General features: G+C 58.5%; 12 protein-coding genes. All 12 read left to right on the forward strand.

The genetic code is table 11. The features are described from left to right. The first annotated feature begins 10 nt into the window (after positions 1-10). Complete coding sequence (sixA, locus tag AO726_RS13600; RefSeq protein WP_241492111.1) at positions 11-478, forward strand: phosphohistidine phosphatase SixA; 468 nt, start codon at positions 11-13, stop codon at positions 476-478. Positions 479-596: 118 nt separating this feature from the next. Then, positions 597-2,264 carry an AMP-binding protein gene (locus tag AO726_RS13605; RefSeq protein WP_058068600.1) on the forward strand — a complete coding sequence of 556 codons (1,668 nt, stop codon included), beginning with the start codon at positions 597-599 and terminating at the stop codon, positions 2,262-2,264. Between the two features lie 62 nt (positions 2,265-2,326). Then, positions 2,327-2,773, forward strand: a complete 447-nt coding sequence (locus AO726_RS13610) for a hotdog fold thioesterase (protein ID WP_058068841.1) — start codon at positions 2,327-2,329, stop codon at positions 2,771-2,773. Positions 2,774-2,836: 63 nt separating this feature from the next. Continuing rightward, positions 2,837-3,646, forward strand: coding sequence for an alpha/beta fold hydrolase (locus AO726_RS13615; RefSeq protein WP_058068601.1), 810 nt, complete (start codon positions 2,837-2,839; stop codon positions 3,644-3,646). After that, on the forward strand, positions 3,643-4,506 hold the full coding sequence (locus AO726_RS13620; RefSeq protein ID WP_058068602.1) for an alpha/beta hydrolase: 864 nt from the start codon (positions 3,643-3,645) through the stop codon (positions 4,504-4,506). The genes AO726_RS13615 and AO726_RS13620 overlap by 4 nt, the downstream gene beginning before the upstream one ends. A gap of 51 nt (positions 4,507-4,557) precedes the next feature. Next, positions 4,558-5,220 carry a glutathione S-transferase family protein gene (locus AO726_RS13625; protein WP_058068603.1) on the forward strand — a complete coding sequence of 221 codons (663 nt, stop codon included), beginning with the start codon at positions 4,558-4,560 and terminating at the stop codon, positions 5,218-5,220. An 8-nt stretch (positions 5,221-5,228) separates the two neighbouring features. Continuing rightward, positions 5,229-6,029, forward strand: coding sequence for a DUF4892 domain-containing protein (locus AO726_RS13630; protein WP_177330554.1), 801 nt, complete (start codon positions 5,229-5,231; stop codon positions 6,027-6,029). Between the two features lie 79 nt (positions 6,030-6,108). Further along, complete coding sequence (locus tag AO726_RS13635; RefSeq protein ID WP_058068605.1) at positions 6,109-7,191, forward strand: AI-2E family transporter; 1,083 nt, start codon at positions 6,109-6,111, stop codon at positions 7,189-7,191. A gap of 138 nt (positions 7,192-7,329) precedes the next feature. Then, a complete protein-coding gene (locus AO726_RS13640; protein WP_058068606.1) occupies positions 7,330-8,796 on the forward strand; it encodes a YdgA family protein in 1,467 nt (488 codons plus the stop codon). Positions 8,797-8,980: 184 nt separating this feature from the next. After that, positions 8,981-9,070 carry a K(+)-transporting ATPase subunit F gene (gene kdpF, locus AO726_RS21005; RefSeq protein WP_152987290.1) on the forward strand — a complete coding sequence of 30 codons (90 nt, stop codon included), beginning with the start codon at positions 8,981-8,983 and terminating at the stop codon, positions 9,068-9,070. A gap of 8 nt (positions 9,071-9,078) precedes the next feature. After that, the gene (kdpA, locus tag AO726_RS13645; protein WP_058068607.1) at positions 9,079-10,779 is read left to right on the forward strand and encodes a potassium-transporting ATPase subunit KdpA; all 1,701 of its coding nucleotides are present in this window, start codon (positions 9,079-9,081) and stop codon (positions 10,777-10,779) included. Between the two features lie 12 nt (positions 10,780-10,791). Continuing rightward, the gene (kdpB, locus tag AO726_RS13650; RefSeq protein WP_058068608.1) at positions 10,792-12,825 is read left to right on the forward strand and encodes a potassium-transporting ATPase subunit KdpB; all 2,034 of its coding nucleotides are present in this window, start codon (positions 10,792-10,794) and stop codon (positions 12,823-12,825) included. Positions 12,826-12,848 lie beyond the last annotated feature (23 nt).

The following is a 12,848-nucleotide window of genomic DNA, read 5'->3' on the forward strand; positions in this document are numbered from 1 at the left end:
GGAGTATGCGGTGAAGACACTGTGGCTGTTGCGCCATGGCGAGGCTGAGCCTGCCCGTCACAGCGATGCTGAGCGGCAACTGACGTCCTATGGCCGTCAGCAGGCCAGTCGTGCTGCCGAGGCATTGTCCGGCTGTACTTTGCAGCGTGTATTGGTGAGCCCGTATGTGCGGGCTCAGCAAACCGCCGACCTGTTCTGTCAGGCACTGGGTTATACCGGGTTGCGGGAAACGGTAGATTGGCTCACGCCTGAATCTTCATCACGGTGGGTGATTGAGCAACTGGATCGCTATCGCGATGAAGCGATACTGCTGGTTAGTCATCAGCCGTTGGTGGGCGATCTTGGTGGTCTGCTGATCAATGGCCACCGGCAGGAGCCGCTGCCAATGGGCACTGCGAGTCTGGCAAAACTCGAGGGTCTAGAGGTCGCGCCAGGTCTGATGAGTCTGCGCGATTTACGCCATTCCATGCGTGATTAGTTCCGTAGCACTACACATCGATACATTTCCCCTCTTGCGGTAACCCCTTTTTACGTGGAATAGTCAACCAAGCAATCGCTTGGTAGGCTCCACAACAATAAAAAAGGAGGTATTCCGCGTGGCTGAAGCAATCCGTTTGCCGCTCGAGCTGTTCTATGAGCGTGAGGCGCGTCACCCGAACAAGATCTACATGGTGCAACCGCTGACGGGCGGACAGCTGCAGGAACTGACTTGGGCCGATGTCGCGGACCAGGCCCGTCGTGCTGCCAACTGGCTGCGCAGTCGCGAGTTGCCTCAGGGCAGTCGCATCGCAATCATTTCCAAGAACTGTGCCCACTGGATGATTGCCGATCTGGCAATCTGGATGGCGGGGCATGTCTCGGTGCCGCTGTATCCCAACCTCACCGCTGAGTCTATGCGCCAAGTGCTAGATCATTCTGGTGCCGAGCTAGCCTTTATCGGCAAGCTGGATGAGTGGGCTTCAATGTCGAAAGGGCTGCCTGAAGGCCTGCCAACGATCAGCCTGCCATTGCACCCGCAAGGTACTTTTGACTACAGCTGGGACGATCTTCAAGCCCGCACACCGATTCAAGATTCTCCTGTGCCTGCTGCGGATCAACTGGCGACCATCATTTATACATCCGGTACCACTGGTACGCCGAAAGGGGTGATGCACAATTTCGGCAATTTCGGTTTCGCGGCTGGCCAGGCCATCAAGCTGTTCGGTGTTACGGAAAAGGACCGGGTACTGTCTTACCTGCCGCTGTGTCATGTGGCGGAACGGATGTTCGTTGAGTTGGCTTCGATCTACGCCGGTATTACAGTTTATTTTGCTGAAAGCTTGGATACCTTTGTTAATGACCTGCGCCGTGCGCGGCCGACCGTATTCTTCTCGGTGCCACGTTTGTGGACTAAGTTCCAGGTCGGTGTCTTCAGCAAGATGCCTGAGCAGAAGCTGGAGCGCCTGCTCAAACTGCCAATCATTGGCCGCATTATCGGCAAGAAGGTGCTGGCTGGTCTGGGCCTTGATGCTGTTCGGTATGCGCTGTCAGGTGCTGCACCGGTACCGGAAGCACTACTCAAGTGGTATCGCCGTCTCGGCCTGGAAATTCAGGAAGTGTATGGCATGACCGAAAATTGCGGTTATTCCCACGTCTGCCGTCCAGGTAAGTTCAAGCTCGGTTGGATCGGGCAGAACAACCCTGGCGTTGAAGTGCGGATTTCCGAAGAAGGCGAGGTGCAGGTGCGCAGCGGCGCGACCATGCAGGGCTACTACAAAGATCTGGAAAAAACCGCTGAGACGATGACCCCGGATGGCTTCCTGCGTACCGGCGACAAGGGGGAACAAGATGCGGATGGCAACTTGCGCCTGACCGGTCGGATCAAGGAGATTTTCAAAACCACCAAGGGCAAATACGTCGCACCAGCGCCCATCGAGAACCGCATCGGCGAGCATTCCCGTATTGAGCAGGTGTGCGTAGTGGGCGATGGTATGCCGCAGCCGATTGCGCTGTGTGTGTTGTCGGATGAGGGGCGCCATGAAGCCTCCAACGGCGAGCGGGCAAGGCTGCAAGAGAGCCTGAAAAAACTGCTAGAGGACGTCAATCAGGTGTTGGATCAGCATGAGCGCTTGGGCGGGCTGGTGCTTATGAGCGATGTCTGGACGGTAGAGAATGGTTTTCTCACGCCTACACTGAAGATCAAGCGCAACGTGGTCGAAAGTGCTTATAAAGATCACTTTGAGCACTGGCACTCCTGTTCAGAGGCTGTGATCTGGCAAGAGTGAATGCGAACAGGCCGCCTTTGTGCGGCCTGGTTGTTTGGGCTAGCGAACGCAAGGGCGAGAAAATGGCTATCTGGTTTCAAACGCCTGATCTGGGCGCACTTAACCGTTTGCAGAAAAACACCATTGGTGAGCAACTGGACATTCGTTTTGAGGCGATGGACGATGACTCTCTGAGTGCCAGCATGGTAGTAGATCAGCGCACCCATCAGCCATACGGTGTGTTGCACGGTGGTGCTTCGGTGGTGCTGGCTGAGACAGTTGGTTCAATGGCCAGTTACCTGTGTATTGACCCGACCAAATTCTATTGCGTGGGCCTTGAGGTGAACGCCAATCACCTGCGTGGTGTCCGCAGCGGCCGTGTGCTGGCGGTGGCGCGACCGGTCCATCTGGGGCGTACCACCCATGTCTGGGACATTCGCATCAGTGACGAGCAGGGCAAGAATAGCTGTATCTCACGTCTGACCACGGCCATCGTGCCTTTGCCTGAAAAAGCGCCGCAAGGTGTGTGAGGGGCGGCTGTCCGCTAAGCTCAGCGGACTTGCTAACCCGTTAACCGGCCAGTTTTGACGACTATGTCCCGTCCGATTTTTTTCGCCCATGCCAACGGATTTCCGTCAGCCACATACGGCAAGTTGTTTGCGGCGCTGGAGCCTGACTATCAGGTGCAGCATCTGGAACAGCACGGCCACGACCCGCGTTTCCCGGTGAATGACAACTGGAGCAATCTGGTTGATGAGTTGATTCACCATGTGCAAGGCCTTGATCAGCCTGTTTGGGGAGTGGGGCACTCTCTGGGGGGCGTCCTGCATTTTCATGCTGCCCTGCAACGACCTGAGTTGTATCGCGGGGTGGTCATGCTCGATTCACCTGTGTTGACGCTGGCTGATCGTTTGGTGATCCGCACGGCAAAGCGCTTAGGCTTTATCGACCGCATTACTCCGGCGGGGCGCACGCTGGGACGGCGTGAGCGCTTTGCTGATCAGGCTGAGGCGCGTGCCTATTTTGCCGGAAAGACACTGTTTCGCGGGTTTGATCCCGATTGCCTGGATGCCTATGTGCAGCACGGCCTGACCCCGGATGCAGCGGGCCTGCGCCTGCGCTTTGATCCGCAGACTGAAATCAACATCTTCCGCAGCGTTCCACACCAGAGTCCGGGGCGACTCAAACAGCTTAAAGTGCCGTTGGCGATGGTGCGCGGCAGCAAAAGCCGGGTTGTGCTGCCCCATCACGCAAGCCTGGTAAAGCGCGCACCCGGTTGCGAGTACATCAGCCTGCCGGGCGGGCATATGTTCCCGCTGGAGCGCCCACAGGATACGGCGCATCTGCTTAAATCGCTGTTTCAGCGCTGGAGTACCAGCGAACTTATAGAGCCCAAGGCATGAACCTGAATTTCGAAGAAGTACGCCTGAGCCTGCCGCATATCGAACTGGCGGCTCATATTTACGGGCCGGCTGATGGCATCCCGGTGATCGCTCTGCATGGCTGGCTGGATAACGCTGCGAGTTTTGCCCGTCTGGCACCGCTGCTGCCGGACCTACGCATCGCGGCGGTGGACTTGCCAGGGCACGGACATTCCGACCACCGTCCCAAGGGCAGCAGCTATGCCATTTGGGATTACGCCCACGATGTTCTGCAGGTGGCGGAGCAACTGGGATGGCAGCGTTTTGCCCTGCTTGGGCATTCAATGGGCGCGATCGTTTCTGTGTTTGTGGCTGCAGCGGCCCCGGATCGTGTCTCGCGGCTAGCCCTGATTGATGGCCTGATCCCCAATACCGCTGAAGCTGAGGAGGCTCCGCAGAAACTGCATGAAGCACTCCAGGCACGACTGGCACTGGCCGGTAAGAAAAAACCTGTTTATGCCCAGATCGACCGGGCCATTGAGGCCCGCATGCGAGGGGTGGGCGCGGTCAGCCGTGAAGCCGCCGAGCTGTTGGCCCAGCGCGGGTTGATGCCGGTACCCGGCGGGTATACCTGGCGGGCGGATAGCCAACTGACGTTACCCTCGCCAATGCGCTTTACCCGCGCCCATGCCATGGCGTTTGTGCGCAGCCTGAAATGCCCGGCCAAACTGGTGCTTGCCGAGCAAGGCATGATGCATGCCCAACCCGGTATTCACGCAGTGCTGGCAGACTTGCCGGTGACGGTCGAGCAGCTACCGGGCGGTCATCATTTACATTTGGACGACGAACAGGGCGCTGCCTTGGTAGCAGGCTGTTTCAAAGCTTTTTTGAACGCGCCTTGACTTGATCCCGATAAGTGGGGAAAGGTGGCGGCTTAACCCACGGAGGCTGTCATGATCGACCTCTATACAGCGGCTACGCCCAATGGCTACAAAGCCTCAATTGCACTGGAAGAGTTGCAGCTGCCTTACACGCTGCATGTGCTGAGTTTCGACAAGCGAGAGCAGAAGTCCCCTGAGTTCCTCAAGATCAACCCCAACGGGCGCATTCCGGCGATTGTCGACCGTAGCGAAGGTGACTTCGCGGTATTCGAATCCGGCGCGATTCTCCTCTATCTGGCAGAAAAGACCGGGCAACTGATGCCGACGGATGTTAAAGGACGTTCACGGGTTATTCAGTGGCTGATGTTCCAGATGGGCGGTGTCGGCCCGATGCAGGGGCAGGCCAACGTGTTTTACCGGTATTTCCCGGAAAAGCTCCAGGCTGCGATCGACCGTTATCAGCACGAAACCCGCAGACTGTATGAGGTCCTGGACGGACGTCTGGGTGAGTCCGAGTTCCTTGCCGGTGATTACAGCATCGCTGATATCGCGACCTTTCCTTGGGTGCGCACCCATGAGTGGGCCGGCGTTTCGGTAGAGGGCCTTGAGCATTTGCAGCGCTGGCTCGCCGAAATTGCGGCGCGTCCTGCGGTGCAGCGCGGCCTGCAAGCGCCACCGAGGCCGACCGATAGTGACAAGCTAGTCAAGTCGGCCCAGTCGATCATCGTTAAATGAGAAGTTCTATGCGTTTATGCCTTGTACTGGCAGCCAGTCTTATTTCCACTGCGGTGTGGGCGGATGTGGCGGATAGCCGGGATCTGGAAGTGTTGCCGCGATTCCCTGGTAGCCAGATCGTCACCTATAAGCAGCTCAGCGATCAGGAGCGGGTTTACCCGCAAGGGGCTATCCGTCGCATCAGCGGCAAACTCCGTTTTGAGCGGGAGGTCATGGCACAGGGCAGTTTCACCGCTGTGACCTATGAATTGCCGCGTACGCATTCAGCCAGCGAAGCTTTTAACAGCGCCCGAGAAGCCCTGCACGAGCAGAATGCCGAGCTGTTGTATTGGTGCGTAGGCCGCGAGTGTGGCTCAAGCAATTTGTGGGCTAATTCGGTGTTCAATAACGCTACGCTGTATGGTTCTGATGCCCAGCAAAGTTATGCGCTGTTGCGCCTGGCTGAGCCTCGGCAGGACAGCCTGTTGGCGCTGTACAGCATTACCAGGGGCAATGGTCGGGCCTACTTGCAGGTGGAACAGCTCGACGCGGCCTCCACACTGCCGCAAATTCTGCCAACGCCCGCCACGCTGCAGCGGGCGCTAAAGACGAGCGGTGAACTACGCCTGCCCAAATTGTCTGAGCCCACTGATGAATGGGTGGCTTTGCTGGCGCGCAGCCTCAATCTCGACAGCACCCTGCGTGTAGCCCTGAGTGGCGAAGCCGCAGCGGCCTGGCGTGATGCGCTAATTGGCCAACAGGTGCGAGCGGCAAGGCTTGAGCTTGATACACAAGCTGTTACCGGTTTGCAGGTAAACGTGCTGCGCTAAGCTTAGATAGTCGTCTGTGGGAATCTTTTACCGGCTCTGCCTGTCTTGTGCAGAGCCTTTTGTTTCTGTGGGAGTTTAAATGGCCAATAACGATCGCTTGCTGGTGCAGATATTGATGCTCAGCTTGCTGGGGGCCAGCCTCTGGGTACTGGCGCCATTCTGGTCCGCCCTGTTCTGGGCTGCGGTACTGTCATTTGCCAGTTGGCCGATGATGCGCATCCTGACCAACCTGTTGGGTGGCCGGCAGGCGTTGGCTGCGGGACTGTTGACGCTGGCCTGGACGGTTTTACTGGCGGTGCCGCTGGTGATGCTGGGTTTCAACCTGGCCGATCACATCAAAGACTTCACCAGTATGGTCAAGGACTATCAGGTTGATGGCCTGCCACCACCGCCAGTGTGGCTGGGGACCTTGCCGATGGTCGGGGATTACTTGGTCGAGCTTTGGCAAACTCTGGATAAGCAGGGCGCGGAGTTGTTTGCCACGGTACAGCCTTATCTTGGCCAGGTCGGCAACTGGCTGCTGACCCGCAGTGCGAAAATTGCTGGCGGCATGGTTGAGCTGGCTTTGAGTCTGGTGCTGGTGTTCTTCTTTTACCGGGATGGCCCACGTCTGGCGGCGCTGGTCGAGCGTCTGTTAGAGCGCCTGATTGGTAACCGTGCTGAGCATTACATTGAGTTGGTCGCAGGTACTGTGCAGCGGGTGGTCAACGGTGTGATTGGTACCGCAGTGGCTCAGGCGATTCTGGCTTGGATCGGCTTCACCATCGCCGGTGTTCCGGGGGCGCTGGTACTGGGCTTCCTGACCTTCGGCTTCAGCTTGATCATGGTCCCGCCGTTGGTGTGGGGGCCGGCAGTGGCCTGGTTGTTCTGGCACGGCGAAATCGGCATGGCGATCTTCCTCGCCATCTGGGGTTTCTTCATCATCAGTGGCGTGGACAACATCCTCAAACCCTACCTGATCAGCCGCGGCGGCAACTTGCCGCTGATCGTGGTGCTGCTGGGGGTGTTCGGCGGCATTTTGGCGTTCGGCTTCATGGGCCTGTTCATGGGCCCGACGCTGCTGGCCGTGGCCTACAGCCTGGTGGGCGACTGGGTGCGTACGCCTGTGTACGACCCCTGCGCAGAAAACCCCAACGAGCCGCAAGACACACCTAAAAGCTAGCCACATAAGCCCGGATGTCGGTATAGCATCCGGGCGTCATCTGCTTGCTGAGCATTGATCGACTCGATCTAACGGATAGCCTGCTGCGCCAGCTCGTTGCCGTGCAGGCTTTTTCCAACAATAAATAATGGATTGTTCATGAAGAAAATTATTCTGGGTGCAGTGGTCACTGTGGGGGTGTTGGGCTGCGCCGGGGCTTGGTACACCGGTAAGGTTCTGCCGGATGCGCTGCAAGCATCGATCAAGCAGGCTAACGAGGAGATGGATAAGTCGCTGCCGAGTCTGGGCGTGTTCGGTAAGGTCGAATTGGCTTCCCTGCAAAGCGGCGTTTTCAGCAGCACTGCCCGTTACCGGTTGCAGCTGTCTGTGCCGGATGAAAACGGCAAGCTGGAAAGCACTGAGCTGTTTTTCACCGACAAACTGGATCACGGTCCATTCCCACTGTCGCGCCTGACCAGGCTGAAGCTGGCTCCGGTTATGGCGGAAAGCAACTTTGAGCTTGAGTCCAGCGAGGAGCTGGCCCAGCTGTTTGCAGCCACCAATGGTGTGTCACCGCTGAGCGGGAACTTCGCAGTCAGCTATTCCCGTGCCATCGATGGTGATGTGCGCATGGAGAAAGTGCTGGCAACACTGCCGGACAAGAGCCAGATCGATTTCAGCGGCATGGACCTGCATATCGAAAGCAGCGCCGGGGCGGAGGACGTTCAGTCGAGCGGGCAGATGGAGCAACTGAAACTGGCGGTGCCGCTTGAGGGCGGGGCGTTCCTCAATGTGGCGATGCAGGGGCTTAAATTCAGCAGCGACGTGAAGCGCGGCAGCGGAGACATTTATGTCGGTAACAATGCCGCCACGCTGGAGTCCCTTTCATTGACGCAGACTGACCAAGCGCCTTTGCTGATCCAATCCATTGAGGTTGACTCACAGAGCAGCGAAAACGCGCAGATGATGACCATGCGCGATGTCTATAAGACCGGCATGATCAGCTTTCAAGGGCAGAATATTGGAACCGCTGAAGCGGTTTTAAGTGCGAGCAACATCGACATGCCGGCCGTTCAGTCGCTGATGGCGTTCTACACCGAGCTGACTAAGCAAGCTCCGTCGCAAGAGCCGGAACTTACCCCAGAGCAGGAACAACGCATGCTGGAGATTGCCAGCAAGCTGTTGGCGGCTAAGCCGGTGTTTGGCCTGGAAAAGCTGGCGCTAAAAACCACCAATGGTGAAACCAGCGCAAGCCTGAATGTGAATCTGGATAAGCCGGTGTCATTCGAGCTGGATGGACCTGAGCTGGCCAGCCAACTACTGAGCAAGCTGGACCTTAACCTCAGCCTATCGAGAAAGACCATCGAGGATGTTGTGGCGCTACAAGCTGCGCTGGCAGGCTTGGATGATCCGCAAGCCGTGGCCCAACAGGCCAAGATGAGCAGTGAAATGGCTGGCGTTATGGCCATGAGCAGTGGTCTGGCAACAGTGGATGGCGACACCATCCGCAGCTCGCTGAGCTATGCCGACAAGCAGGTGAATTTCAACGGTAAGCAGATGCCGCTTGAGCAGTTCATCATGCTGATCATGGGCGCAAGCTCAGGCCTGATGGGCAATCAGCCCTGATCAGGTTATCTCCTTAGCGTCACAGCAACGGCCAACCTTGTGTTGGCCGTTTGCGTTTTCAGGCGCTGTCCGGTGAATCTTTACGGATTCTTTATGCGCAGCCACTGCTGCGCCAATCGAACCTTTACGCTGTTCACCGCGAGACTCTGTTTCAGGCGACTAATGCCTTGAAATGGAGCAAGTCATGAGCGTTCTTGATGGTGTGTCCCTGGCTTTGGCTGTGGGACTGTTCATTTATCTGCTGCTTGCGCTTCTGCGCGCTGAACAGGCGTAGGAGGGCATATGCACAGTTACGATTGGGCGCTGCTGGCGCTGTTTTTCGTGTTGCTGCTGGTGCCAGCGCCTTTTATAGGCCGCTACCTGTACCGGGCGATGGAGGGCGAAAGAACCTGCCTGACGTCGCTGTTGGGGCCGGTTGAACGGTTTTTCTATCGCATGGCGGGCGTTGATCAGGGCGCTGAACAGGACTGGCGACGCTACAGCCTGGCACTGCTGGCGTTTACCCTGATAAGCCTGCTGGCACTGTTTGCGATCCTCATGTTGCAGGGCTTGCTCCCCCTGAATCCGCAGCATTTACCGGGCCTTGAATGGAGCCTGGCGCTCAACACAGCTGTGAGTTTTGTCACCAACACCAACTGGCAGGCCTACAGCGGCGAATCAACCCTGAGCTATTTCAGCCAGATGGTTGGTCTGGGTGTGCAGAACTTTGTCAGCCCGGCGGTTGGGCTGGCCGTGCTGGTGGTGCTTTGCCGTGGCTTTAGCCGCCGCTCCAGCCGCAGCGTGGGCAACTTTTGGGTCGATCTGACCCGCGCCACACTGTATGGCTTGCTGCCGTTTGCGCTGGTGCTGGCGGTGTTGCTGGTGTGGCAGGGCGTGCCGCAGAGCGTTCATGAGTATGTGCATGTGCAGACGTTAGGCGGCCACGAGCAGGTCGTACCGTTAGGCCCGGCTGCCAGCCAGATCGCTATCAAGCAGTTAGGCACCAACGGTGGCGGCTTCTTTGGCGTGAACTCGGCCCATCCCTTTGAGAATCCGACAGCCTGGAGCAACCTGTTCGAGCTGGTATCCATCCTGCTGATTCCGGCTGCGCTTATTTTTACCTTCGGCCATTACGTGAAGGACTTGCGCCAGAGCCGAGCCCTGTTGGCTTGCGTGCTGTTGCTGTTCTGCGTTGGGCTGGGTGTGACCCTGTATGCGGAACTGCAGCCGAACCCGCTGCTGGCCAGCCTGCCGGTCGAGCAAGTTGGCTCGCTGGAAGGCAAGGAAAGCCGCTTTGGCAGCGTTGCTTCAGCACTGTGGGCAGTAGCAACCACAGCGGCGTCCAGCGGTTCGGTCAACGCCATGCACGACAGCTTCAGCGCGCTCGGCGGTTTGGTGCCGATGTTCAACATGATGCTAGGCGAAGTGATCTTCGGCGGTATCGGCGCGGGGCTGTATGGCTTGCTGCTGTTTGTGCTGATCACCGTGTTTCTGGCCGGGCTGATGATCGGCCGTACTCCGGAATACCTCGGCAAGAAACTGGAGGCGCGAGAAGTCCGCTTGCTGGTGGCCACGCTGCTGGTGATGCCGTTGGGCGTGCTGGTGTTGGCCGCGCTGGCGGCGAGCCTGCCGGGCGCGGCGGCTTCAGTGAGCAATCCGGGGGGCCATGGTTTCAGCCAGCTGCTCTACAACTACACCTCGGTGACGGCCAATAACGGTTCAGCGTTCGGCGGTTTCTCCGCGAATACCCCGTATCACAACCTGATGATGGCGCTGGCCATGTTGTTGGGCCGCTTCGGTTACATCCTGCCGGTGCTGGCGATTGCCGGTGGTCTGGCGGCGAAGAAGAGCGCGCCGCAAGGCAGCAACAGCTTTCCCACCCACGGGCCGCTGTTCGTGGTGTTGCTGAGCGTGATCATTCTGGTGGTGGGTGGTTTGACCTTCCTGCCTGCGCTGGCCTTAGGTCCGATTGCAGAGCATCTGGCCATGTTGCCGGGCCTGTAGGGGAGCATTGTTATGAATAGCACTATCGATACTCAGGTTAAGACCCTCCAACAACCCGCTCTGTGGCCTGCGGCACTGCGTCAGGCCTTCGTCAAACTCGACCCGCGCCAACTGCTGCGTTCACCGGTGATGCTGGTGGTGGAGTTGACTGCGATTGTCACCACACTGCTGTGCTTTGTGCCCAATCCGGCGGTGCCCCTTGGCTTGTCTGTGCAGATTGCCCTGTGGCTATGGTTCACCCTGCTGTTTGCCAATTTTGCCGAGGCGCTGGCAGAAGGGCGCGGCAAGGCCCGGGCGGACAGCCTCAAGGCTGGCAGTCAGGGGCTGAGTGCGCGGCGGCAGAAGGGCGAACAGTTCGAGACGGTTGCCGCCAGCAGCTTGCGCAGCGGCGATATCGTCCGTGTAGAAGCCGGAGAGATGATTCCCAGCGACGGTGAAGTGATCGAAGGGATTGCCGCCGTCAACGAAGCTGCGATTACCGGGGAATCGGCTCCGGTGATTCGCGAATCCGGTGGCGATCGTTCGGCGGTCACTGGCAATACGCAGGTGGTGTCCGACTGGTTGTTGGTGCGGATCACCGCCAACCCCGGCGAATCGACTCTGGACCGCATGATCGCGCTGGTTGAAGGCGCCAAACGCAAGAAAACCCCTAACGAGCAGGCGCTGGATATCCTGCTGATCGGCCTGACCCTGATCTTCCTGCTGGTGGTTGCGACCTTGCAGCCCTTTGCCCGTTATGCCGGTGGCGAGTTGCCGCTGATCTACCTGGCTGCGCTGCTGGTGACGCTGATCCCTACAACAATCGGCGGCCTGCTGTCGGCCATCGGTATTGCCGGGATGGACCGTTTGGTGCGCCTGAACGTGATCGCCAAATCCGGCCGTGCGGTTGAAGCTGCAGGGGACGTGCATGTGCTGCTGCTGGACAAGACCGGCACCATCACCTTTGGTAACCGCCGCTGCAGTGCGCTGCATAAGGCTCCCGGCATATCCGATCAGGAACTGAACGAAGCCACACTGCTGTCCTCGCTGGCGGACGACACGGCCGAAGGTAAGTCGATTGTCGAGTTCCTGCGCAATGCAGGCACCAATACAGCAGCAGAGCGCAGCGCAGTGGAGGCGATTGCCTTCAGTGCTGAAACCCGCCTGTCAGGCGCTAACTGGGATGGTCATCGCTACCGCAAAGGGGCGGTGGATGCGCTGCTGACTTATCTGGGCAGCACACGGGAGCAGATGCCGGCATCGCTTAAACGCGAAGTGGAAAAAATCGCTCAGAGCGGTGGCACGCCGCTGCTGGTTGCAGTCGATGACAAACTGCTCGGTGCCATTCACCTTAAAGATGTGGTCAAACCGGGCATTCGTGAGCGCTTTGCCGAGCTGCGCCAGATGGGCATCCGTACCGTGATGGTGACCGGCGACAACCCACTGACCGCAGCGGCGATTGCGGCTGAGGCGGGCGTCGATGACCTGATCGCCGAGGCCACACCGGAGAAGAAACTCCAGCGCATTCGCAGTGAGCAGGCCGAAGGCAAGCTGGTGGCTATGTGCGGTGACGGTGCCAATGATGCACCGGCGCTGGCGCAGGCCGATGTGGGCCTGGCCATGAATGACGGCACACAGGCTGCCCGTGAAGCCACCAATCTGGTGGACTTGGATTCCGACCCGACCAAGCTGCTGGATGTGGTGCAAGTGGGCAAGGAGTTGCTGGTCACCCGCGGCGCGCTAACCACCTTTTCGGTGGCCAATGATGTGGCCAAGTACTTCGCCATCCTTCCGGCGCTGTTTGCTGGTATCTACCCGCAATTGGGCGTGCTTAACCTGATGCGCTTGCACAGCCCGCAGAGCGCGATTCTGTCGGCCATTGTGTTTAACGCGCTGATCATCATCGCGCTGGTACCGCTGGCGCTGCGCGGAGTGCGGGTCAAAGCGTTGGATGCGGCCCAACTGCTTAGGCGCAATCTGCTGATCTATGGCGTAGGCGGGCTGCTGGCACCGTTTGCAGGGATCAAGCTGATCGACATGTTGCTGGTGGCCTTGGGGCTGGTCTGAGGCGTTAACAGGGTAAGGAGAAC

The organism is Pseudomonas sp. TTU2014-080ASC, from assembly GCF_001446935.1.
GTDB lineage: Bacteria > Pseudomonadota > Gammaproteobacteria > Pseudomonadales > Pseudomonadaceae > Aquipseudomonas.